This window comes from Methanomassiliicoccales archaeon (assembly GCA_038740345.1).
Lineage (GTDB): Archaea > Thermoplasmatota > Thermoplasmata > Methanomassiliicoccales > UBA472 > JAJRAN01.
The window spans coordinates 13,220-35,363 of the sequence record JAVYMA010000013.1; the positions used below are offsets into that span (position 1 = coordinate 13,220).

At 49.4% G+C, this 22,144-nt stretch carries 21 protein-coding genes; 9 read left to right on the top strand and 12 right to left on the bottom strand.

Annotated features, from left to right (window positions below):
* Nucleotides 1–35: 35 nt before the first annotated feature.
* Together QW520_05610 and QW520_05615 are read right to left on the bottom strand one after the other, a co-directional pair.
* Entirely contained in the window at nucleotides 36–290 is a 255-nt protein-coding gene (locus QW520_05610; protein MEM0449280.1) for a DUF5654 family protein, read from the bottom strand.
* 108 nt (nucleotides 291–398) lie between these two features.
* Nucleotides 399–1,007, bottom strand: coding sequence for a GyrI-like domain-containing protein (locus tag QW520_05615; protein ID MEM0449281.1), 609 nt, complete (start codon nucleotides 1,005–1,007; stop codon nucleotides 399–401).
* A gap of 140 nt (nucleotides 1,008–1,147) precedes the next feature.
* Here QW520_05615 and QW520_05620 point away from each other — a divergent pair, with 140 nt between their 5' ends.
* Entirely contained in the window at nucleotides 1,148–2,077 is a 930-nt protein-coding gene (locus QW520_05620) for a radical SAM protein (protein ID MEM0449282.1), read from the top strand.
* Here the strand turns inward: QW520_05620 and QW520_05625 are convergent.
* The 4 genes from QW520_05625 to QW520_05640 all read right to left on the bottom strand — a co-directional run bounded on the left by QW520_05625 (nucleotide 2,037) and on the right by QW520_05640 (nucleotide 7,131).
* Nucleotides 2,037–2,993: a prenyltransferase gene (locus tag QW520_05625; GenBank protein ID MEM0449283.1), complete on the bottom strand. Its 957-nt coding sequence runs from the start codon at nucleotides 2,991–2,993 to the stop codon at nucleotides 2,037–2,039. The two genes, QW520_05620 and QW520_05625, sit on opposite strands and share 41 nt — an antisense overlap.
* 411 nt (nucleotides 2,994–3,404) lie before the next feature.
* Complete coding sequence (locus QW520_05630) at nucleotides 3,405–4,400, bottom strand: NAD-dependent epimerase/dehydratase family protein (GenBank protein ID MEM0449284.1); 996 nt, start codon at nucleotides 4,398–4,400, stop codon at nucleotides 3,405–3,407.
* Entirely contained in the window at nucleotides 4,397–5,926 is a 1,530-nt protein-coding gene (locus QW520_05635) for an acyl-CoA reductase (GenBank protein MEM0449285.1), read from the bottom strand. The genes QW520_05630 and QW520_05635 overlap by 4 nt, the downstream gene beginning before the upstream one ends.
* Nucleotides 5,857–7,131 carry a hypothetical protein gene (locus tag QW520_05640; protein ID MEM0449286.1) on the bottom strand — a complete coding sequence of 425 codons (1,275 nt, stop codon included), beginning with the start codon at nucleotides 7,129–7,131 and terminating at the stop codon, nucleotides 5,857–5,859. The genes QW520_05635 and QW520_05640 overlap by 70 nt, the downstream gene beginning before the upstream one ends.
* A 316-nt stretch (nucleotides 7,132–7,447) precedes the next feature.
* Here QW520_05640 and ilvB point away from each other — a divergent pair, with 316 nt between their 5' ends.
* Nucleotides 7,448–9,124, top strand: a complete 1,677-nt coding sequence (gene ilvB / locus QW520_05645) for a biosynthetic-type acetolactate synthase large subunit (GenBank protein MEM0449287.1) — start codon at nucleotides 7,448–7,450, stop codon at nucleotides 9,122–9,124.
* A gap of 33 nt (nucleotides 9,125–9,157) precedes the next feature.
* Here the strand turns inward: ilvB and QW520_05650 are convergent, their stop codons facing one another.
* A complete protein-coding gene (locus tag QW520_05650; protein MEM0449288.1) occupies nucleotides 9,158–10,279 on the bottom strand; it encodes a GTP-binding protein in 1,122 nt (373 codons plus the stop codon).
* A 140-nt stretch (nucleotides 10,280–10,419) separates the two neighbouring features.
* Between QW520_05650 and ilvC the strand changes: the two genes are divergently transcribed.
* Both ilvC and QW520_05660 read left to right on the top strand, forming a co-directional pair.
* Complete coding sequence (ilvC, locus tag QW520_05655) at nucleotides 10,420–11,406, top strand: ketol-acid reductoisomerase (protein ID MEM0449289.1); 987 nt, start codon at nucleotides 10,420–10,422, stop codon at nucleotides 11,404–11,406.
* 282 nt (nucleotides 11,407–11,688) lie between these two features.
* Complete coding sequence (locus QW520_05660) at nucleotides 11,689–12,057, top strand: cyclophilin-like fold protein (protein ID MEM0449290.1); 369 nt, start codon at nucleotides 11,689–11,691, stop codon at nucleotides 12,055–12,057.
* Here the strand turns inward: QW520_05660 and QW520_05665 are convergent, their stop codons facing one another.
* Complete coding sequence (locus QW520_05665; protein MEM0449291.1) at nucleotides 12,058–13,068, bottom strand: hypothetical protein; 1,011 nt, start codon at nucleotides 13,066–13,068, stop codon at nucleotides 12,058–12,060. It abuts the gene before it with no gap.
* A 117-nt stretch (nucleotides 13,069–13,185) separates the two neighbouring features.
* Here QW520_05665 and msrB point away from each other — a divergent pair, with 117 nt between their 5' ends.
* Nucleotides 13,186–13,587, top strand: coding sequence for a peptide-methionine (R)-S-oxide reductase MsrB (gene msrB, locus QW520_05670; GenBank protein ID MEM0449292.1), 402 nt, complete (start codon nucleotides 13,186–13,188; stop codon nucleotides 13,585–13,587).
* Between the two features lies 1 nt (nucleotide 13,588).
* On the opposite strand, the gene QW520_05675 is transcribed toward msrB, so the two are convergent.
* From QW520_05675 to nadX, 4 genes are read right to left on the bottom strand one after another with little or no spacing between them, the layout of a single operon-like run.
* A complete protein-coding gene (locus tag QW520_05675) occupies nucleotides 13,589–15,034 on the bottom strand; it encodes a TldD/PmbA family protein (GenBank protein MEM0449293.1) in 1,446 nt (481 codons plus the stop codon).
* Entirely contained in the window at nucleotides 14,952–16,373 is a 1,422-nt protein-coding gene (locus QW520_05680) for a TldD/PmbA family protein (protein ID MEM0449294.1), read from the bottom strand. Before QW520_05680 ends, QW520_05675 begins: the two co-directional genes overlap by 83 nt.
* Nucleotides 16,328–17,413 carry an aminopeptidase P family protein gene (locus QW520_05685; protein MEM0449295.1) on the bottom strand — a complete coding sequence of 362 codons (1,086 nt, stop codon included), beginning with the start codon at nucleotides 17,411–17,413 and terminating at the stop codon, nucleotides 16,328–16,330. The genes QW520_05680 and QW520_05685 overlap by 46 nt, the downstream gene beginning before the upstream one ends.
* Nucleotides 17,414–17,470: 57 nt before the next feature.
* On the bottom strand, nucleotides 17,471–18,334 hold the full coding sequence (gene nadX / locus QW520_05690) for an aspartate dehydrogenase (protein ID MEM0449296.1): 864 nt from the start codon (nucleotides 18,332–18,334) through the stop codon (nucleotides 17,471–17,473).
* Nucleotides 18,335–18,709: 375 nt separating this feature from the next.
* Here nadX and QW520_05695 point away from each other — a divergent pair, with 375 nt between their 5' ends.
* The 4 genes from QW520_05695 to QW520_05710 all read left to right on the top strand — a co-directional run bounded on the left by QW520_05695 (nucleotide 18,710) and on the right by QW520_05710 (nucleotide 22,137).
* Complete coding sequence (locus QW520_05695; GenBank protein ID MEM0449297.1) at nucleotides 18,710–19,117, top strand: archease; 408 nt, start codon at nucleotides 18,710–18,712, stop codon at nucleotides 19,115–19,117.
* Nucleotides 19,118–19,126: 9 nt separating this feature from the next.
* A complete protein-coding gene (locus QW520_05700; GenBank protein ID MEM0449298.1) occupies nucleotides 19,127–20,086 on the top strand; it encodes a hypothetical protein in 960 nt (319 codons plus the stop codon).
* A 92-nt stretch (nucleotides 20,087–20,178) separates the two neighbouring features.
* On the top strand, nucleotides 20,179–21,006 hold the full coding sequence (locus tag QW520_05705) for a hypothetical protein (GenBank protein ID MEM0449299.1): 828 nt from the start codon (nucleotides 20,179–20,181) through the stop codon (nucleotides 21,004–21,006).
* Nucleotides 21,007–21,015: 9 nt separating this feature from the next.
* The gene (locus QW520_05710) at nucleotides 21,016–22,137 is read left to right on the top strand and encodes a hypothetical protein (protein ID MEM0449300.1); all 1,122 of its coding nucleotides are present in this window, start codon (nucleotides 21,016–21,018) and stop codon (nucleotides 22,135–22,137) included.
* Nucleotides 22,138–22,144 lie beyond the last annotated feature (7 nt).

A 22,144-nucleotide genomic window follows, 5' to 3' on the forward strand; every position in this document is an offset into this window, starting at 1 on the left:
AGATGATAAAAAATTGCTAAGATTAGGCGCAGCTTTTACTTCTTCTCTTCTTTGGCCAAAGCTGCTTTCGCCTTTCCCAGTGCTCTTGCAATCAACAACGTGGCAACGACCGCGATTATAGTTACAAGGATCGCATACACAAAATAGCCTATCCCGGGGTCGGCGGTCAAGACCTGATCGACAGCCCACTTGATTGCTTGGTTCCATGCCAAGGCTGCCAATAGACCGAACGCCGCTGTCATCAAAGCTGCCGTAGTCTCCAATATTTGAATTCTTAATGGTGTAGCCATAGCGCTTTCCTCCTAAATCCTTTTTATAATAGATTGGAAGTTTAATTCCCTATAACAATATTTATATGTTATCAAAAAGTGAGACGAAACATCGTCTCCGAGACTGTTTCATTGAAACGCGACTCTTAAAATCGTCATAGTTCCTTTCCCAGACGCATTCCCGGGATACCTGAGATATATCTCATGATGACCTTGAGATGGCAAACTCCCTTTGTCTTTGATGCATTTACATAACATTTCGATTTTCTCTTTCCTTTTTTCATAAGGCCCTTTATAAAGTATTTGCACACTCCTTCCCTCTTCGATGGTCTCCAATACCGCTTCCTCGACCAAAGGATTGGAAATTTTTTTTCTGACTTGCGCTATGGCATCCTCTAAACAGGCCTGATCGACGAATGACGGCTGCATGACCATAGCTTTCCATGCCCAGTCATCCCTTGCATGAGGCCATATACTATCTCGTTTCTTGTTCCAAAGGAAAGCTTGTAGAGGCCCCACCCTGAAATCCTTTGAAGGGTCCAGCTCTCTCACCTTTGCTCTGATGATTCTTGAGAGCGCAAGAAGCGCTTCCGCGCTGACCCGAAAAACACCGCTCCCTAAAAAGTCGCCTTGGCCCTGCACTGTTAGGTACTGCAGCGGAGGAACCTTCACCTCCACCACTACATCGGATGGAGTCATGAATAGGTCCTTTAAGTCCCTTTTCCAATCCCACGGCATAGCGGAAAGTATAATGGTTTAAATCCTTCTTTAATAAATTTGGCTGAGCAGGCCAAGATGCCTATCGCATTGTATCTCATTAAAGCGCTATGGGGCCTCCTTTGAGCATGCTTTAATAACCCTATTCCCTTCCGCCCCTGATGACCAAGTTCTTCGCATTAGGCCAGCTAGGCTATTACGCAAGTTGGTTTATAAGATCTAAGGTAGGGGATAAGAGGCCTCTGGTCAACACCATGATAATCAATTTCAATTGCAACCTGAGATGCAAACATTGCGCCATCTCAGGCAACGCTGAACAGATCCCTTCACCCAGTGAGATCAGCTGGGATGACGCTGTGAGAGAGATGCGACTTTTCTATGAGAGAGGAGCGAGGGTGCTGTTCTTCGAAGGCGGAGAACCAACTCTGTGGAGATGGGGGGATAAAGATCTTGGTCATCTCATCGATGCAGGACATAAGATAGGCTATTTCGTGGTGGGATACACCACTAATGGAACCAACCGCTTCTTCGAATCCAGCGATGTTATATCCGTCAGCTTGGACGGTCCAGAAGAGATTCACGATTCCATCCGAGGCAAAGGAGTTTATCAGAGACTCATGTGCAACCTCAAGCATATATCGCATCCGAACGTCTTTGCTAATATGACCATCATGCAGCAGAATAAGCATGCTCTACGTTCCACTGCTCAAATCGTCAAGGAGCATGATCACATACGCGGCTTGATGATCAATTTCGTTACCCCTCCTCCTTATGACATGGTTTTGGAACTTGAGGATAAGAGGAAGGTCATAGAGGAAGCGATTAAATTGAAAAAGGAAGGGTATCCCATACTAAACACCAGAAGCTCTTTGCAGGATCTGTTGAAGGAGGATTTCTCTGCCCTTTGTCCTCATTGGGTGTCGGCCTTCGTGCTGCCCGATTGCTCCCATTATCAAGGATGCCCCATGCAAAATACGCCTTCGTGCAAAAAGTGTGGCTTCGATGCGGTACGCGAGTACCGCCTTATAACTCGAGGGAGCATCAGCGCCATCACAGATATGTCAAGACGGTTCGCATACTCAAAGCAATGACCACGAGGATGGAGTGCAAAATTGCTACCTTGAGCACATCGAGCACTGGCCTCATGACCCTGTGGATGTCCGATTTATCCCGCAATTTCCTCTGGGCTCTGATGGCGATAGGAAGAGTCAAGAATAAAACTGCAAAGGCGATGTCAAAAAGGCAGAGAAGGGCGCATATGATGTACATTAGGATCATCAGGCCTACCATGATGTTGGCTGCCCCATCCACTCCAAATCTCACCACTAGATCCTTCTCCCCCTCACGCTGATGCGCCTCCAATCCTGACATCTCGTCCATTATGCGCATGTTCATGGTATTGAGACCTACGGTTATGGCGATCAGCAAAGGCAATAGTGCGAACTTTTGCACGATTACATAATAGCTAAAAAAGGAGATCATGATGAAAGAGATGAAAACGTCCACCTCACCCAAACCCCTGGCTCCCAAATTCAATGGTGGAGCGGTATAGAAGAACGCGAGAAAGAAGGCAGCCAAGCCCAGCAGTACTACCAGCCACCCGGCAGAGAAAATTATAGGGATGGAAAGGATGATGGCGAGGGCTGCCAGTATTATAATTAATTTCAGGCCAGCGCTTTCTGTAATAAGTCCACGTTCGAATGAGTTCCCCTGCCAGAAAATCTTCTCCCTCAATGCCTTGTTGGCAGGATCGGCCATGGCCGCTTCCATGATTTCAAAGCGTGCTTTGTCCGCGCCACTTCGATAATCGAAGTAATCGTTAGAAAGATTGACGAAAAGCGCCAGGACGAACACATCCAAGGGGATGAGGATGGCAAGCGTCCATTCCTGAGTTACTGTCAGAGCGTAAGCCACACCAGTGATGGAGGCCAGGACAAATGGTACGGCGTAGGCTATCCTCAGGACATTTCTGATTCTATAACCGATAGAATATTCGTGACTCGACATTTTTACAGCCTCCTCCCCTAAGAAGGAGCCAAAATTAAATCATTTCATATGTCGACAAGATAGACTGTAATTGGGAGTCACAAAAATTAGGAGTTACAAAACTCGACCAGTTTGCAAATTAACATCCCCCTCTTATGAGTATGGTGGATAAGAGATTCTCCCAGACCCGGATCACGAATGTTTAGCAGAATACCACTCTTACTTAGGTTATGATGGCGCGGAGAGACGTCATGACACGGCTCGAGCACGGACCCTCTAATTACCGAACTTATTTTTTGAATGTTCTAGCTAAGGACGTGGGAAAGTGCAAGTCGTATTCGCCAAACAACGCCTTTTAGCTTGATTTTTAGACGTTCTGAGATTCCCCTCCCTAGAATATGAAAAAATCGAATAGGATCGATCGAGAAGCTCTTATTCGATATATCCATGCTGACGATACCATTCAACAGTTTCTCGGAGACCGTCAGGCAGGGGATGTTGCGGCTCGTATCCTAGCTCTCTCCTAGCCTTATCGATGCTATAATTACGATCCACTTTGAAGGTATCCATCGTCTGTACCCGCCAGATGAAATTATCTTTACCTCTCAACCTATTGAATAGTTGTACTGGGGCCACCATAGTCTTGGCTAAAGCCACTGGTATATGCCAGCGTGGCGGCTCCTTGTTGAATGTCTTCGCCATCAAAGCATAGATCTCTTCATAGGAATAAGCGCGTGAGCCTGATATTATATACGTATTGCCCTTAACATCTTCAAACCTATCCAGGGCGCGAAGAAATGCTTGCACGACATCCTTCACGTGCACGAACTGCAACACCTTTTTTCCATCCCCGACGATGAACCGGGATAAAAATGAATTAGCGAAGGTGGTGATGAACCAAAAGGAAACGTCCTCTACATTGCGCGGCCCATATATTCCTGAAGGCCGCAATATCACATATTCTATTCCTTTTTCCCCGTAGTGCCGGACAGCTTCCTCTGCCCTTAGCTTCGACCTTCCATACTCATAAACAGGATGGCACTCAAAATTCTCATCGGCAATACCTTGAGGAGTAGGCCCCATGGCCTCAGTGGAGGAGCAGTAGACGATCTTGCCCACTCCTTCCTTTAACATGGCTTGCAGCAAAGCCTTCGTGCCCTCGACATTGATAGACTGATACAATTCCTTCTTCCCGCTGAATGTATAATATGCCGCAAGATGCATCACCGCCTCCATTCCATGCACGGCATCTCGGAGCGAGCTTGGATCCGTGAGATCAGCGTTCCTCACTTCCACTCCCAATCCTTGCAGGAGAGAAGTGTCGCTCCTTTTCCTGGCCATTGCTACAGGTTGATGCCCTTGCTGTAACAGCCCTTCCACCAAATGACCGCCAAGAAAGCCAGTGGCGCCTGTCACCAGGATTCTCAAAAGCCAACCTCCAGAGGTATGGGACGAGCGCGCTCGTATACAGCATAGGTGAACAATGCCGCCAAAGGCATACCGTCGTAAGGTTCGACGGCGGAGCGCATGAACATATCCTCTATAGGAACGAAGCGATATGCGCCTGACGATGGGAGAAGACGCAATGCTTCCCTTCTCATGCTTTCAGGAAGGGCCATGCCTACGGTCTGCACTTTATCTATTCCTGTATACGCTTTCATTCCCGGAATGCTAGAGATTAAATCTAACGCCTGGATCATGTCTTTTAACACTACGAACTCCAAGAAACGCCGGCGTCCATGGATGTTGAACGAAGGAAAGGAGCGCATCACTTCATCCAGATTGCTTCTAGAAGGGGAAATGGCTAAAGTCCAAGGATTATCGGTTCTCCTTGACGCCAAAACTTTTGATCCTTTCAGGGCGAGAATCTTGCGAGCGCTATGAGTGACGAATAGAGCGTCGTTTGAGACCTCCGTATTAAAGGTTGATCCTATAGCATCGAGATGAGTGCCTACCCGCTCGGCAAAGGCCAGAGCATCATTATATTCGCCCAGATAAGCAGCGATGGTGGGAGAGGAGCATAACTGCTGCTCATAGATGACCATGTTCATGGCCAAGCCCCTGGCTACATCTTCACTATCTGCCCCTTTACCAATCAACGCCACTCCGGTCAGAGGGCCGTTGAAAAAGAGCTTAGGATGCCAAGGATTCTGCGCCACCTGTGCGGCCACAACGCTCCTTCCCGGCTCCCCTCCCCAATAATTGACGACACCAAAAGGCGATGAGGTCAGAGCGGTTTTTAGCCCTGGAGAGTCGTGGCCCAAATAGCTCACGCATAAAGACCGCGCCATGAGCCGGGCAGCAGGCGACTTAGACATCAATTCTCTTAAGCCTGAGAAAATCTCGGTCACCGCGTTATAGTTGGTTATGGAAGGCTTAAGGAAGGTAAAGTTACCTGTCACCAAAGAGATAACTGTTGGTATCAAAGTCGGGATTATAGAGTTCCCTGATGCTATAATCAGTGCAGGTCCAGCAGGCATGTTTCTTATATACTCACCCTTGGTCACCTCAGCAAAAGAGTACAAGGATTCCTTGCCCCCAATCAATGATGATGCAAGGTTTCTTTTGATTTCCTCAATGTCCAAGGCTTTAGCTACCAGAGACATCTCCATGTCGATAAGTCTGGAAGGGTAGCCTGTATTTCTCTGCAAATCAAGCTTCAAGCCAGCGAGCTCTCCTGCTGCAAGACGTTCTCTCCAAATCTCAGCCAGATTTTGTACCACTCCCAGCCTCTCCTCCAGAGGCAGGTCGCAGAGCTCGCGCTGCAGTTCTCTACCTTCCTTGAGCAGTTGGGCTATGCCTTCCTCTGAGATCTCCTTCACCTTCTCTCCCGCCAAGTCCCTCTCCACGACGGCGATCTCACCTCCGAGATAAAGTGGCTCGATCATGCTCCCTGCCTCCGCCCCCGTATCATCTCCTCGAGCGAGCCTCCACAGGCGCGCTGCAGTTCCCATCCCTCTTTTATTGTTAATCTCCTCTGGAACATGAACTCTTTACCATAGTAGCGGTCGGAGGGCTTGGATGACATTATATCACCAGGGTAGAAGCATTCCAACCAAGAGGTGGTGAAGGGATTGAAGATGCAAAGTACGCCCTCTTCATTTTCCCCCTGCAACGGCTCGAAAGTGCGCGGATCGACAAGAAAGACTTCCGCCAATGGATACGGTACCTTCTCCATGATACCATAATGATCGATGAGCGCGGTAAGGGTCTCTGTCATTCCTAAGACATCCATGAAAGGAGCGGCTCTAACCTCTCCCTTTTTGGTGCGTGCGGTTATTTGCTTCCTGGCTATTCTCACGATATCATCATAAGGAGGAAGGTCGGCGAAGCCTTTCGTACCTCCACCAGTCACCACCACTCCACCTTTGCCCAGCCGCAAGGGGGGAGAGCCAGTGGCCAATTTTTGCAATATGTATTTGGACCAGCTCATATCCTGCATCTTCTTGGCCAATAGGTATACGCCCGCAGGGGCGGTGAAAAAGAGCTTGGGCTCCTCTTTGCTCTTCAAGAAGCGCATGATGCGTTTTGTGTTAGGAGTCAACTTCTGCCAAGGCCTATCCCCTTCAACGCCTTCTTCGAGGTCCATCCCATATATCAATTCTATTCCTTTGGACTCAAGCGCGAGCTCAACAAAAGCGACAAAACTCAACCTGTGCCTCAACTCAGGTGCAGCCATGAAGAGGGCGATGCCTTTTCCTTCTTCCAGCACATCCCCATAGACATATTCGAAAAGGAATGCATTGGCTTTGACCATTATAGCCAGATCCAAGGGGGATCGGTACAGCTTCACGGGCGAACGCCCGGTGGTGCCGGAGGAGGAGAAGCTCTCGCCTTCAGGCTCCACATCCGGTATTAGGAATGACTTGTGGCCCTCGCCTCGCAGTACATCTGAAGGGATGGCTAATCTAGCCAGATCTTCCACTCCTGCACTCTTGGGATCTATATCCAGGCGTTCGAATAATTGGGCGTAATAATCAGAGCGTTGCTTGAAAAACAATAAGCTTTCGCGAGTGAGTTGTCGTCGCATTTGTTGCAGATGATCAGGTGATTTGGTGAAAAGCGAGTTGTCCTGTATTAATTCCCACACCTTACTGACATGGGGTGTGCTCAATAGTCTGCTTTTCGAAGCTTTTTGAAATATGTCCTTTACGGTCATGAGCTCATACCACAATCGAATGCCTGATAATAAGATTTGATGAGCTTGTGCCTAGGATGCTTATTTTCCTTATCCTAAATGTAAATAATCCTCAATCCCCGATGGACTAATAATGGATGCCCACCGAGGATTGTGAAACGTAGCTACGAAATGTTATATATAATGTCTCGCATGTCAGAAAACCGTGCGAACCAATATCACGTGCTCTGTTGCGCCACAAACTTTGCTTGGCACGGTGATTGTTGTTCTGTGTTAGAGGGCACTCTTTTTTTTAAAGGGTGTCCTCAAAGATTGTTGGAAGAAAGGAGGAGTGCTTTTGAAGGGCTCGAAGGCTGTGCTGACGCTGTTGGAAAGGGAGGGCGTGGAGGTAATGTTTGGGTATCCTGGTGGAGTGGTAATACCCATCTACGATGACCTCTTGAATTCGAGTATACATCATGTTCTGGTGCGACACGAGCAATGCGCGGCTCATATGGCAGATGGATATGCAAGGGCCACGGGACGAACAGGCGTCTGCATAGCCACCTCCGGTCCTGGGTCGACCAATCTGGTGACTGGTGTGGCAACAGCGTATGCTGATTCCAGCCCCATGCTCGTACTGACAGGTCAAGTTGCAACACATCTTATCGGCACTGCTGGGTTCCAGGAGGCAGATACCTTCAGCCTGATGATGCCCATCACCAAGCACAACTTTAGAGTACTGGACCCTAAACAGATTCCAGAGGCGATAAAGAGGGGGATGAATATAGCCCGGACCGGCCGCATGGGCCCTGTTCATGTGGACCTGCCGGTAGATGTCTCGAACGGGAATGTACCGGATGAGCTATTAGACCAGTCCTATCCTATTCCGGCTCCGTCAGAGGATCTGTCTCAGATCCTGGAAGCCATCCGCATGCTCATGAATGCCGAGAGACCAGTCATGTTAGTGGGAGGTGGAGCTATATGGTCTAACGCTAGCCCCGAGGTGGTGAAGTTGGCAGAGCTGATGCTTATGCCAGTTATAACCACAGTAATGGGTAAGGGGATAATTCCTGAAGAGCACCCCTTATCCACAGGCATATTAGGCATGCATGGAAGGGAGTGCTCGAGGAAATGCCTGCTGGAGGCCGATCTCATCTTGGCAGTAGGAACTAGGTTCTCCGATCGGACCATACCTCATGCCAATGAAATCCCCCTCACTACAAAAATCATTCATGTGGATATCGACCCCATAGAAGCGGGGAAGAACCCTCGCACCAAGGTGCGTTTAGTGGGGGATGCGAAAAAGGCTCTACAATTGATAATAAAAGGGCTAGGAAAGGGAAAGCATGACACACCCTGGTCAAAGCGAGTCCAGGAATTCAAGGCCAAATGCGTTTGCCGTATCGATGATGAATCAACTCCCATTAAGCCCCAGAAGGCGATTTACGAGCTTGGGAAAGTCATCACCGATGATACCATAATCACCACAGAGGTAGGACAGAATCAGATGTGGGCGGCGCATTTCCTAAAGGTGCGTCATCCCCGCCAGTTCATAACCTCAGGGGGGATGGGAACTATGGGTTTCGGCTTCCCGGCGTCCTTGGGGGCAAAGATAGCCTATCGTGAGAGACCGGTGATCGATATTGCAGGAGACGGGAGCATTCAGATGGTATTCCATGAGTTCGCCACGGCGGTGCAAGAGAATCTTCCCGTTATGGTCTGCGTGATGGATAATGGATGGTTAGGCATGGTCAAGCAATGGCAGAAGCTATTCTGGGGACAAAGATACTCGGGCACCAGCCTTCACGCCAATCCAGATTTTGTGAAATTAGCAGAGGCTTTCGGAGCTGAAGGGATACGTGTGGAGAGGCCATCTGAGCTGCGTGAAGCTTTCCAGAAAGGCCTGAGGTCGCAGGTACCTTATCTGGTTGACATCATAGTGGATCCAGAGGAGGATGTGCTCCCTATGGTGCCAGCGGGAAAGATGAGCACTGATGTCGTTCCTGGTAAATGCAACTGGGCGTGCAAATGAGCAGGTATCCCTCTGAGGTCTGGAATAATACCCTTATCTGCGCTTCTCACCAAACATAAAGTCAGGGGCATCTGGACGAGGTTTGAAGCAGGCCTCATCGATTTGCATTAGTCGAACGGAGTGCTTCTCACAGGCTTCATCAACCGCTTCCTTGAATGCCTTCCTCAAGCTCTCAGGAGAGGCGGAGACGCGAGCATTAATCACTAGCTTGCCCTCACCTTCTAGATATCGCCCTCCCTTAAGGCCTTCGACCTGGACCTCGCCTTCAACCAAGCTCATTTTGACCGCCACCTTAGGCGATGCCACGAATATCTTGACGTGGCCAGTAAGGCGGGCGGGGAATGCTTCGGCCACCTTTCTTAAAATACAAGTAATGAATGCGGAGAGGTCCAGGCGCTCGGCAACCAGGGCCCCTGAAAGATTCAGCCATCCCATCGAGGCTTTTTCCATGGAGAAGAGAGCTGGATCGTCAGGTTTGGGATTCTTTTGGCTCATTCGATCCGAAAGTATTAAGGCAACTATCCTGTCAAGATTCAATCCAGACCTTGCCGAATAGGGTATTATTTCCGCTTCTGGTACTTCCTCCCTGACCTTTACTTCCACCTCACTTATCGCCGAGGGGGTGAGCAGATCGCACTTGGAAATCAACACCACCTCAGCGTCATGGACCTGATTGAGCGGTATGATCCGAGCCTCGCTGCCAAAGCCAAATCCTGAGGGTCTGGCCAAAAGGTCCTTGGCGCGAACCCCATCCAGCACAACAAGCAGAGGTGCGACTTGGAACTCATCAGGATACATAGCCCGCAGAGGGGCGACCACTGAGGAAAGGATGTTGGTTGAAGTGCCAATAGGCTCGGCTATTATAACATCGGGACGCCCCATGCTTACCAAGGTGCGCGCGTTCTTCACCAGTTCGGGAAATTTGGAGCAAAAGCATCCTCCGAGAACCTCAGCCACATCGAAGCCAGCATCCTTCACATATTGAGTATCGACCAACACGTTTCCTTGATCGTTAGTCACTATTGCCGTAGACTTGCCATGACCATCCCACAGGATTCTGGCCACAGCCGTGGCCAGCGCTGTCTTGCCCGACCCGAGATATCCTCCGATGATCACAAACCTGGTAGGATTCTTTCGCTCTTCATCACCGACCATGATGCTCTCCCTGCTCTTTTTTTGAAATCGCTCCCTTCGACACAATCTCCGCTCGTAATTAGGAGAAGGCGATATCAGCGAAGCCTATTATATGCGCTCGCTTCTAACTGTCGCCGACAACCATTTCAATAGGTGATGTGATGGCAAAAATATATCATGATGCCGACGCCGACCTGGACGTCCTGAAAGGAAAGAAAATAGCCGTTATCGGATTCGGCAGTCAAGGAAAAGCACAGAGCATGTGCCTAAGAGATTCTGGTCTAGATGTGGTGGTAGGACTCAGAAAGGGAGGCAAGTCCTGGGAAGAGGCGAAAAAGAACGGCATGAAAGTGGATGAGGTGGCCCGAGCAGTGAAGGGCGCAGATGTGGTCATGATACTGATACCAGACGAAATCCAAGGAGCTGTCTTCGAGAAGGATATCAAGCCTAACCTGAAGGAAGGAGCGGCTCTAGATTTCGCACATGGCTTCGGCATTACTTTTGGTACGGTGAAACCTCCTAAAAATGTCGACGTCATCATGATGGCACCCAAGGCTCCTGGACCTCGGGAGAGAGAGGTCTTCCTGGAAGGTTTTGGGGTTCCAGCGCTGATCGCAGTGCATCAGGATTATACCGGCAACGCCAAGAAGATCGCTTTGGCTCTTGCCAAAGGCATCGGCGCTACAAAAGCAGGTGTGCTGGAAACAAATTTCAGAGAAGAGGCCACTTCCGATTTGTTCGGAGAACAAGCCGTGCTCTGCGGCGGCGTCACTGCCCTGATAAAGGCGGGTTTCGATACACTGGTGGAGGATGGATATCAACCTGAGATAGCCTATTTCGAATGCCTCCACGAACTCAAGCTCATCGTCGATTTAATTCAATCGGGAGGGCTCATGAAGATGTGGACCTCAGTATCGAATACCGCAGAGTTCGGAGGCCTTTCAAAGCGAGATCTCATCATCACTGAGGACACGCGAAAGGCCATGAGAAGGATGCTTAAAGACATACAGTCCGGTAAGTTCGCCGAGGAATGGTTGGCCGATGCCCAAAGCGGGATGAAGAAGCTTCAGGCCATGGAGAAAGAGGAAGCAGAGAGCAAGATAGAAGCCGTGGGGAAGGAGATCCGCGCCCTTTTCGAGCGCAGCTGATCAAGGCGGAATGATAAAAAACCCTTTAGCATCTTTTATTATCGAGCCGATGATTCCACAATCTTCGGTTATCATATGAGGAGGGGGGACGTCAAACAGCCAAACTCTTATTTGTTTATTGGGAATCTGACTACCTACGCTCTGATTTTTATATTTGATGATTTTATATTTGTGAAGGCGCGAAAACGCGTCAATGCCTTTTTCGTTTTTCGTTCGACCTGAACCCCAAGAGTTAAGCAGAAAAAATAATTTGTTAGAGTCTAGTAATGCAGAATTTGTGATATGATGCGCATAGTGATGAGAACGCCAGAGCATGACATATACATGGAATTGAACGATTCCGAGACCTCCAGGGCGATTTATGAGGTCCTCCCCATAGATGAATATATCAACGTTTGGGGGGAGGAGATATATTTCCCGGTGCCGGTGAAACATAAATTGGAGAATGGCAAGAAGATTATGGAAGTGGGAGAGATAGCGTATTGGCCAGAGGGGGAGGCTTTCTGCATTTTCTTCGGACCGACCCCAGTTAGCAAGGGACCTTTGCCCGAAGCCTATAGCCCAGTGACCCCTCTGGGGAGAGTGGTTTCGGACATCGCCCCTCTCAAGGAATTAGGAGATAGGACACGCATCTTTTTGGAAAGGGCTTGATCATTTTGTGATCGTGATCCTCATTCCTTTGTTATCTGGCCTGGTTATTATCTTTTCCATTTTCGAGTCCTGGATTAGCTCTAGAACATCTTCTATAATCGATTGATCAAGATAGGTAGCGATTATGCCTGTGTCACCATGCATAGCTACTATTTTGCAGCCCTTGACCCGGAGCATGCTCATCAACCTATAGATTTCTTGGCCGGAGCCGAAACGACGTATCTCCGCCACTTTGGACCCTAGCAACTGCAGTCGGTAAATGGAATCACCCATCTTTCCTATATCCGATTTAATCGCTGCGGGCATGAGCCTCATGAGAACCTCCAGGGCTTTCTTCTCCCTATCTTTCTCGTCCATTTGGATCATTTTCACTCTGTCCAATGTAGTGGCCGCAGCATCAGGATAAATCAATAGGATCAAGCCTTCTTCGGGAAGGGGCGTGCGGCATGCGATCTCGAGCTCATCCGTTACTATCACCAGACCGCCAAAAAAACTCCCCGCTACCCGCACACCATTGTCGGGAGCCAGAATGAGTTCTCCAGAATTCTCATTAGCTAAGTTATGAGAGACTATGCGCCTCAGCTCCCTTTGCGTGAAGGGCTTTCCCAGTGAAGCATTTACCCCTGCCGCAGCGGCGGCGATTATCTCTGTGCTGGCATCGAAGGGCACGCTGGCATCCTCAGGGGTAGTAATGCGAAAGGCCTTATCCAAGCCAACGAGGTTGCAAATGCTCCGACAAACATGCTCCACCGCTAGATCCGGCACTACTTCCACTTGCCACTTATCATTTGGTATTATCTTTAGGAACACATGCATCTCCACGGCAAGGCCAATGCCACCACCTCCCGCTCCATGGGAAAATCTTTCCGTGGAGTCAATGGTGGCCAGATCCAAGCACAAAGGCGCCCGGACTGAGGTAGGGCGCGGCTGCTCTAACCTACCGAATATAGGATATGGTCCGCCATTTGGCTGGCCCATACACAGAACCTTCTCTTCAGCGTGAGCGCTCATCCTACCACTTTCCCATTGCCACTTTATGTTCTTGAGGCTTGCCTCCTCATTATCTGCGTGCGAAATGAAGAGAACAACCCTAAAATACGGGCTGCTCTAAGAAAGAGCTGGAGAGACATGAAGAGGGAAAAGGTAATCAAGAGCGAGGAAGAGTGGAAGAGGGAATTGACTGAAGAACAGTATCGCGTTTTGCGTCTTAAAGGCACAGAGCTTCCCTTCCGTAATGAATACTTTGACAATAAAAGACATGGAAAATACTACTGTGCCGGCTGCGGCAATCAACTATTCTCCTCAGAGTCGAAATACAATTCAGGTACAGGCTGGCCCAGCTTTGTGCAACCTATTGCACCGGATGCTGTGGAATACCATGAGGACAGAACCTTCCGTATGGTGCGGACGGAAGTGGTCTGTGCTTCCTGTGGAGGGCATTTAGGGCATGTCTTCGAAGATGGTCCTCCGCCCAGTGGAAGGCGCTATTGCATCAATTCCGCCGCTCTGAGATTCGTGGAGGAGGAGTGACTCATTCTCCACCGACCAGTTCCAGATCGTCGAAGAGGACAGAAGGCAGAATGGCATTCTGAGATACCGTGGCATCCTTTCCCACCTCAACAATTTGGTTCAGCGCGCGGAACATATTACCAGAAAGAAGGCAATGTTTCAAAGAACACTTCCTCTCCCCATTCTCCACCAGATGTGCCAGGCGGATCTCTAGCCCAAAGTCGCCAGTTATAGGATGCACCTCCGCCGAAGCCACTTTTTCCACCACTAAACCATGCTTCATCTCGGCTATCATATCCTCTCTATCATGTGAACCAGGCTTTAGAACCAAACATATCGGCCCTATGCTCACTGGCAACTGGTAGCTGCCAATGGTCTCGGTGGCGGAACGACGGAGACCGTTTCCCGTAGGTGCGGTGCGAGAGAGGTAGGAGTTATACAGATCGTATAGGAAACCTTTCAGAATGCCTTCCTTTATCAACATTCTCTTTTTCGTTGGAACACCCTCATCGTCAAATGGGGACGAGAGCATGCCCCGTTTGTCCGAGGGGTCATCTATCAGGGTTAGGGAGCGGGACGCTACCTTGCGCTCCATTTGACTAGAGAAGGGGCTTCGTTTGCGGTTGACGTTTTCAGCGCTCAGCGCGAAGCACACCGAGCCCTGAAGCATGTCTGCGAGCTCGTGAGGAGGGATTATTGCCTGGACCTTGGAGTGACCTTGAAAAGCCTGCGCTTTGGAGGCAGCCAAGGCCTTGATTCTTAGAGATGAGCCCAGTGATTCTACGTTCAAATCCTTCAGACAGGGTGAGTGGAATTTCTCCACCCCTTCTCCTGGGAAGGGCCCTTCCGTCATAGCTGTGACCAAAACATGCAACAATGTTGCCTCTCTATGCGCCATAAGCTCATTGGTGTTGGCAACCACGGATTGGAAATCCGCTGCTCTGATCACACCAGTAGGAACTTTCACTCCATTTCCGCTTTGCACTGAACTTATCAGCTGCACTGCTAATTCGGTCAAGAGCTGGGGCGTTACGGAAGCCACTGCGGGATCTCGATTGCGGACCTTGACCTGTTCTTTGACGGGGAAGGAAAAGCCTTTGAACACCGCGTCCTGAGGTAATAGAGAGGCCGCGTGCATAGCCCTGCGCACGCATGCTTCTAGCTGCTTTTGCGATGAGAATGAGGTCGAGGATTGACCCACACGTCCATCCTTAATCACCCTCACAGCTAGGCCTGCGTCATGCTTCTCTTCCACGCTTTTCACGCTGGAATTGTCTAGGTACGCGGATAGGGACCTCGTTTTGGTTACATAGGCTTCAGCATGATCCGCTCCTTCTTTCTTAGCCATCTTCAAGGCGGTCATGGCCAACTCTTGGATGGACGTCTCAACCACCTCCGAGAATGAGCCGGGACCGGCAATAAGGCCCCCCAGATGATACGGGTACGTAGTCTTCCACTCCTTTCCCACAAGTCCCTCCGTCGAGACGCACCTCTTTAGATACAGCATCGGTGGTCTTGAGAATCTCCAAAGCCTTGCCGGTTAGCGTGAAGCCCTTGAGCATGTGCTTGATCTCGCCGTTTTCGATAAGGAAGCCGCGCAAAGCCTTGGCTTCAAAACCCCCACCCACGGGGTCCTCCATTCCGCTTATGGCCTTATCGGTTAAAACCCCTAGTTTTACTCCTTCTAGCATCTCCTCGAGGGACCAATCGCCCTCCTCAAAGAAAGTATTCGTCATGCGCACGAATATCCGATGATGCGGATCCTGCGCTCTACCATTCCCGCTTTCCGCCACACCCAGATCAGCTGCGGTTTCCAGAGAGTGGATATATCCTTTGTAAACACCCTTTTCTATAATGGTGGTGCGCGAAGATTTCGTTCCTTCATCATCAAAAGGAATGGAACCATAGGCACCTGGAACAGTGCCATCGTCCACCATCGTCACCAGATCGCTTGCGACCTCTCTTCCAACAACCCCCGAGAGGAAGCTTCTTCCTTTAACCACCTCATCGGCTTCAGAAGCATGCCCCATAACCTCATGCGCCAACAAGCCAGAGATCATAGGATCGCTGATGCAGGTCATCTCTCCCGAAGGGCACTTCCTAGCGGATAGCATTTTTACGGCTTCCCTCCCGCAAAGGGCTCCCATTTCGTTTATGTCCAATGGCTTGAACATCTCGAAGCCCCCGCTCCCATCGTGCATATCATAGTACACTTCCGTGCGAGCACTTTCAGAGGCCACACTGAGACAGCTTAGCCTACCTCGCATCTCCTCCCATCTCAAGCAGGTGGAGAAGGAGTTCAGCAACATACTCGATTTATAGCTCTCGATATAGGTGGAATTGGTGTTAACGATTCTATTATCAACTTTCTGAGCCTCGCAAAGATCCTTAGCCAAGGACAATTTCTCGTGCAATGGGACGGAGGAGGGGTTAATTTTCACCTCAGCTCTGAAATGACCCCGCACAGCCTTGAGTTCTGGTATCCTTTTCCCCTTGGCCTTGCCCAATCGGGCAATGCTTGCTGCTTTGCTAGCTGCCTCCAGAACTGCCCCTTGTTCTAACGATGTAGTTGAAGCATATCCCCAAGAGCCGTGATTGCGCGCTCTGAGACATACTCCACTCGTGTTGTCCTCGGTTAATGAGCGCACGCCGCCATCCACGATGTTGATTTGTAGCCGCCTCAAGGTCTGAAACCTTGCGTCGCAGAACTCTGCTTTTTCAGAGAGCATGCGATCCACGGCTTTCTGCAAAATGTCCTCCATCAGATCACCAACAGCTCCTTGGAACAGAAGGTCAAAATTTCGCATCCATCCTTGGTCACGATGACATCATCCTCTATGCGCACACCACCTTTGCCTTTGATGTAAATGCCAGGCTCCACCGTGAATACCATATTCTCTTTCAGGATAAGTTCTGATTCAGGGGAGAGCCGACCTCCATCATGCACAGATAAGCCTATGCCATGACCAACTGAATGCACCATTAAATTCTTGAAGCGAGAAGAATCTATAACTTTCCTCGCCGCAGCATCGACCTCCTTGGCACTCACCCCTTCGCGAATGATATTCAGAGCCGCTGATTGCGCTTCAAGAACCACTTGATACATTTCCCTCTGCTCTTCATCAGCTCTGCCAAAGAAGAAAGTACGAGTTACATCTGACCCATATCTCTTGTAAAGGGCCCCGAAGTCGAAGAGGGCTACATCTCCCTCCCGTAGCTGGTCTGATGTTGGAGAATGATGCGGCTCCGCAGAATTAGGCCCAAAAGAAGCATTGGTCTGGAAGGCAGTAGCAGCAGCACCTCTGCGAACCATGCGGTAGGAGACCTCCGCTGCGGCCTCATATTCTTTCATCCCTTCCGTAATTATCGATGGAATCTCCTGACCCACCAGGGAAGCAATGCGACATGCGTGCCTTAACCTCTCGATTTCCTTCTGATCCTTGACTAATCTCGCAGCTTCGATAGCCTTCCACACATCCACGATTTCAGCGTCGCACACGCTCTTGAGCTCATTGAGCATCCTGAAAGTGAGGCCGGCACCGCTGACTCCTATGCGCTTTGCTCCTCTTAGCGCTTCCTTCAGCATCTCCAATCTCTCGGCCTTGCTTTGAAAAACGTGCAATCTGGATCTCGACGAACGGGCGCTTGTCTCCTCCAGAGCAGAGGTGAAGAGGTCAGTCGAACCATCTGGCCATATTATTACATAACATTGCTCGAACAGGCCAGATTCCACATCTACAGCGTAGAAGAAGGAGAGGTCGAGGTTGGGCTCGACATCATTGGCTAGGACGATGGCATCCAATCCGGGTGGTGCATGGCTGAATATCCTTAACGCTCTTTCCCTCATTTTAACCAAGAGTAGGGAAGGCATGGCCAATCTTAAAAGGATGCCTCAAACCAACACTCACACTCCTATCCAGACGTTGGTGGCGATGCTCTTCAATGCGGAGATGGCGGAAAGGGCGGCCAAATAACTAGTGGCAGGATTCTCTGGCGATGGTACGTTGTGGATTTCAGAGCAGAGCTGGCCGAACTCTCCTTTGGCGATGAGACGATGAGTGTTGACCTCAGCCCTAGGATCACATATTATCGTCACCTTTGTGCGGTCGAAGCCCACCCCCATTAAGCTCACCGTAGCTGCCACATTCACATTGCGAGGAAATAGACGCACTGCCTCCCGGGCTGTTCCTTCGAAGAGTACCTTGGGCTCTTCGAGTTTGGATACATCGATTTTTTTCTCTTGGAGATATGGAACATCCTTGAAGCCATTAGGACCTTTTGTGGTTATAAGATGCACTTCGTCGATACGGCCATGGGCTGAGCGAAGCCCGTCCGTGCCGCACACCGCGCCTGAGGGGATAAAAAGCCTGGCGCGCTTCTCGCTTGCCAGACGGAAGCAACGCTCCCTGAAGTCGTCGTCATAGAAGGCCCCTACAGACATCACCATGATGTCCCGCCCCTTCTCTAAGCATATGGGGGCGAACATTTTGGCGGCATCCTGGCTCGCTGCTTCTATAACTAAATCCACCTCCTCGATGATGCGCAAGAGCTCCTTCTCGTCATAAATGGCGAATCGACCTTTGGGATATTGTCGAGATCGAGCTTCAGCCCTTTGCATGCTCTTATCCGTGAAATATATGGTGTCGATTTCTTTCATTTCCTGGGCAGCTCGTGCAAGGACGTTACCTATCGACCCGCAACCGATTATAAGGATGCGCATTCTCTCCTTCCAACAATAACCTTCCTTATAGTCTTTCTTGCCTTTCATAAAATGCTTAAGAAAAGGAAGTTTAAAAGTTGTAGCATTCCTAAATGATCAAAGAACTCATAGCATTTTTCTGCGTCTAAAGGATTATACATCCAAATTAAACGGAGTAAGAATGTAGGCACAGACACTCGATAGCCTTAGCTACGAGTGTTCGTAGTTGTGGAGGAACTCGATGACAAGCTCTGTAATCCTCGTTTTTTGAAAGTGGGAGGAGCTATGCCTAAAGAACCGAATAAAAACTTTCTTCCAGATTTGACAAAGTTTACATCCAGGAGAGGCGCTTTTTCGTAAAGGAACGCGTATTCAGAAAAAATTGAGTCCCTTAATCGGGTCAGATGATGCAATCACGTATTTACTTTAACGTTCATTATCACCATGATGAAGTACGAGGTCCTGGAGCATACCGCGGATGTGCTAATTAAGGCACGGGGTAAAAACTTAGAGGAGTGCTTCGCCAATGCTGCATACGCTCTCTTCGACCAGATGGTAGATATTATCACCGTGGTTCCTAGAGAAACATGGGAGTTCGAGGTAGAAGGTCACGATTTGGAATCGCTTCTATTCAATTTCCTTAGCGAGTTCCTCTACCTGCATGATGCGAAGCAGTTACTGCTTTCAGAATTCCAGGTTAATATAGAAGGTTTTAAATTGCGATGTAGGTGCAAAGGAGAGAGACTCGACCCTAGCCGACATGTACTGAGACGCGAAGTTAAAGCAGTGACCTATCATATGCTAAAGGTGGACCCCTTTGAGCCGTCGGTAACCGTCATATTCGATATATGAGATGAGAAAATGAAGTCTTCCGCCATCGCCTATCCTATTCAGGGCTTGATAAAATATCATGGGTTAAAGGACGAGAGGCTTCGTATTCCTTATCATGATTCCATCTCGGTTTGCACTGCGCCTATACATAGTTTGACCACCATAGAATTTGGGCATAAGGAAGATAGCGCTCGCATCGACGGAAGAACGGTAAGCCTAAGGGAGATGGAGCGCATCCTAGCGGTTGTGAATCCCCTACGCCAGAGGGCTGGAGAGGACAGCGGATTCCTCATGGCCTCGAGCAACTCCTTCCCCTCCAACATCGGATTGGGCGCCAGTGCCTCGGGATTCGCAGCCTTGGCAGTAGCTTGCGCGGACGCCTTGGGTCTAAAATTGGCTTTGGAAGAGATCTCGAGATATGCTAGGAGAGGAGCGGGATCCGCTGCCAGAGCAGTGACGGGTGGGTTCTCGCGTTGGTACGCTGGAACAGGTGACGAGGACTCATACTCGCGCATGCTCGCCGGCCCGAAGGAACTGGATATGAGCATGGTTTGTGCTCTGATACCAGCTCATAAATTTACGGATGCGGCGCACAAAGAGGCGATAAGCTCTCCTTTCTTCAAGGCTCGGCTCGAATACGTCGTAGAAGCATTGGATAAAATGGAAAGGGCAATTTTCGCAAGAGACCTGGACCGCATATGCTCCTTGGCCGAGACCGACAGCTTGCTTCTCCACGGCATCACCATGACAGGGATAGATGAATTGATATTATGGAGACCGGAAACGGTGAAGGTCATCCTAGAGGTAAAAAAGATGCGCCAGGAGGGGTTGCCTGCGTATTTCTCCATAGATACTGGTGCGACTGTGTATGTGAATTCTAGGTTAGAGGACGGGAAGGAGGTGCGCTCCCGTATAGAAGCCTTAGGCATAGAAACCATATCCTGCACGGTAGGAGGAGAAGCGCGGGTGGTAAAAGAGCACTTATTCTAGCAACAAGGAATATGAATCTTAGAACAGAATATTACACCTCAGAATCAGCCCTGATAAACGAGGTTGTTCCCTATTTACAAGGAGTTTGTTTCATGACCTTCAGAATCGCGTGGTTCACCAGCGGCCAAGACATGATGTGCAAAGAGTTGTTGGAGAGAGCACTCCGTGGGCTAGAAAGAGATTTACTAGACACCACGATATCTTTCATTTTTTGTACTTGGGAGATGGACGAAGCTCATGACCATGAGACAGAAGCAGCTAGGAAAGGGATAGAAGAACTGGCTCAATTTTTCAAGATTCCCATTTTGATGCTCTCCGCTCAGAGGGATGGAGCGGTCATTAGGGATATCAAGGACAAGGAGTGGCGGATGGTTTACGGCAAGAGGTTGCGCAAGATGATTTACGGAAGGCCCTTCGAGTTAGGTTTCATTGACCGCGTGGAGTTGGATGAGGATACTTGCGCCCGTTTCGACCTCATCGCCCTTTATCCTTCCCTTCCATGGGGGCCTCGGGGGGAAGAGGCTGAGATAGTGAGACAGGTATTGACTTCAAAGGCCAGCAGTCATGGGTTGATGACTAGAATATGCGTGGGCAAGAAAGACGCTATTATTCCCCTAACATATTGTGAGTTCCCCCTCCACACGGCGAAGGATGAAGAGAAATGGAATGAATTGAAGTCTCTAACCAAAGATGGAAAACTAGATCAGATACCTCTGCAAAATCTGATGACCACAGAGCTCTATAAACATATAGTTAGAATGCAACGCATTAGATGGTCTCCGCTCGTTACTTATACACTTAAGATGTTTGCAGAAGGGAATTTGGATATAGTGAACGGCAAGCCTGTGGCCAATGGTTTGAGCCTGGCAGAGCCGATAGACCTAACCATGGTAGTGAACCGGGCGCTGGAAAAACTTTAGGTGAAATGCATGGACTTCGAAGGTTTCGAGGAGCTCTCCTTATATGAGGGACGACAGTTCGTTTGTTCATTAGATGGAGCTGTTTCCCTCAATAACAATGTGCTCGAATTATGCGAGGCTTTCATTCCAGAAGGGAGGAAAATCTATTCGATATTATCCCTGTATGACAATATATCATCTAATCTAGTACGAAGACAAAGCTTGAGACAGGGGGATGTGGCCAGGCTCGTTCTGCCTTTCCTTAAGGCTTATGGTCTCACTGATGTGAGGATGCAAGAGCATTGCCGTAAGAAACTGATCCTTGTCCCAGGCTCCGATAAGACACTGCGCTTTGCGCAAGAGCTTATGGCCCCCTTCTTGATGAGTTCTAGCTATGAGCATCATGTAAGTGCCGTATGTGATAGAGTTGGATTCCCTTTTGACAACGTCTATTGCACCAGGGTTTCGCTTGATTATGTGAGGATAGACGATTGGGAGGCGCAGATTCTCAGGAACATAGCAGATGAGATTTCAAACCTGCCTTTGCCTCAAGTCCCCTTGGGAGCCCGTTCGCTGCGCGACCTCTCACCTCACGATCAACGCACCATCTCTAGGTTAGATGAGATTTTCTGGAAGGAGATAAGTGACCTTTCCTCTTATCAGCTTATTCAGGAAGTTAGCGTGTTAGGAGGGGATGAGAAAGCCGCATCGTTGGTCGATGTCTGCAAGAAGACAGGCATTGGCATGGAAGATACCATGTATGTTGGATCAGATATCTCAGATGCGCAAGCATTGGCCTTGGTCAAGCGAGGGGGAGGAGTGCCCTTGGCATTCAATGCTGAGGAGCGGACCCTTCGTGAAGCGGAGATCGCAGTGGTGTCGCATAATTCTGTAGTGGTATCTGTATTGTTAGAGGCATTCCACCGCGCCGGTCGGGATGGGGTCATGTCGTTATTGGATCGGTGGACTCCTGAGGGCATCAAAGGAACTGGACTTGTACATGAATATCTGCTCAAGGAGATGCGAAAGATATTCCCACATGAATTGCCTAAAGTGGTTAGAGTTGGTCAGGACACATTGGGCAAGATTATCGAAGAGACCGCCAATAAGCGCAGGAACATTAGTGGCTGGAGCGCGGGCGGATTGATATAAAATTTGG

What these genes read in the sequence shown, in the direction of transcription:
- QW520_05610 (MEM0449280.1), bottom strand. Translation starts at nt 290, where the DNA reads ATGGCTACACCATTAAGAATTCAAATATTGGAGACTACGGCAGCTTTG.
- QW520_05615 (MEM0449281.1), bottom strand. Translation starts at nt 1,007, where the DNA reads ATGCCGTGGGATTGGAAAAGGGACTTAAAGGACCTATTCATGACTCCA.
- QW520_05620 (MEM0449282.1), top strand. Translation starts at nt 1,148, where the DNA reads ATGACCAAGTTCTTCGCATTAGGCCAGCTAGGCTATTACGCAAGTTGG.
- QW520_05625 (MEM0449283.1), bottom strand. Translation starts at nt 2,993, where the DNA reads ATGTCGAGTCACGAATATTCTATCGGTTATAGAATCAGAAATGTCCTG.
- QW520_05635 (MEM0449285.1), bottom strand. Translation starts at nt 5,926, where the DNA reads ATGGGAACTGCAGCGCGCCTGTGGAGGCTCGCTCGAGGAGATGATACG.
- QW520_05640 (MEM0449286.1), bottom strand. Translation starts at nt 7,131, where the DNA reads ATGACCGTAAAGGACATATTTCAAAAAGCTTCGAAAAGCAGACTATTG.
- QW520_05650 (MEM0449288.1), bottom strand. Translation starts at nt 10,279, where the DNA reads ATGGTCGGTGATGAAGAGCGAAAGAATCCTACCAGGTTTGTGATCATC.
- ilvC (MEM0449289.1), top strand. Translation starts at nt 10,420, where the DNA reads ATGGCAAAAATATATCATGATGCCGACGCCGACCTGGACGTCCTGAAA.
- QW520_05660 (MEM0449290.1), top strand. Translation starts at nt 11,689, where the DNA reads ATGATGCGCATAGTGATGAGAACGCCAGAGCATGACATATACATGGAA.
- QW520_05665 (MEM0449291.1), bottom strand. Translation starts at nt 13,068, where the DNA reads ATGAGCGCTCACGCTGAAGAGAAGGTTCTGTGTATGGGCCAGCCAAAT.
- msrB (MEM0449292.1), top strand. Translation starts at nt 13,186, where the DNA reads ATGAAGAGGGAAAAGGTAATCAAGAGCGAGGAAGAGTGGAAGAGGGAA.
- QW520_05680 (MEM0449294.1), bottom strand. Translation starts at nt 16,373, where the DNA reads ATGCGAAATTTTGACCTTCTGTTCCAAGGAGCTGTTGGTGATCTGATG.
- QW520_05685 (MEM0449295.1), bottom strand. Translation starts at nt 17,413, where the DNA reads ATGAGGGAAAGAGCGTTAAGGATATTCAGCCATGCACCACCCGGATTG.
- nadX (MEM0449296.1), bottom strand. Translation starts at nt 18,334, where the DNA reads ATGAAAGGCAAGAAAGACTATAAGGAAGGTTATTGTTGGAAGGAGAGA.
- QW520_05695 (MEM0449297.1), top strand. Translation starts at nt 18,710, where the DNA reads ATGATGAAGTACGAGGTCCTGGAGCATACCGCGGATGTGCTAATTAAG.
- QW520_05700 (MEM0449298.1), top strand. Translation starts at nt 19,127, where the DNA reads ATGAAGTCTTCCGCCATCGCCTATCCTATTCAGGGCTTGATAAAATAT.
- QW520_05705 (MEM0449299.1), top strand. Translation starts at nt 20,179, where the DNA reads ATGACCTTCAGAATCGCGTGGTTCACCAGCGGCCAAGACATGATGTGC.
- QW520_05710 (MEM0449300.1), top strand. Translation starts at nt 21,016, where the DNA reads ATGGACTTCGAAGGTTTCGAGGAGCTCTCCTTATATGAGGGACGACAG.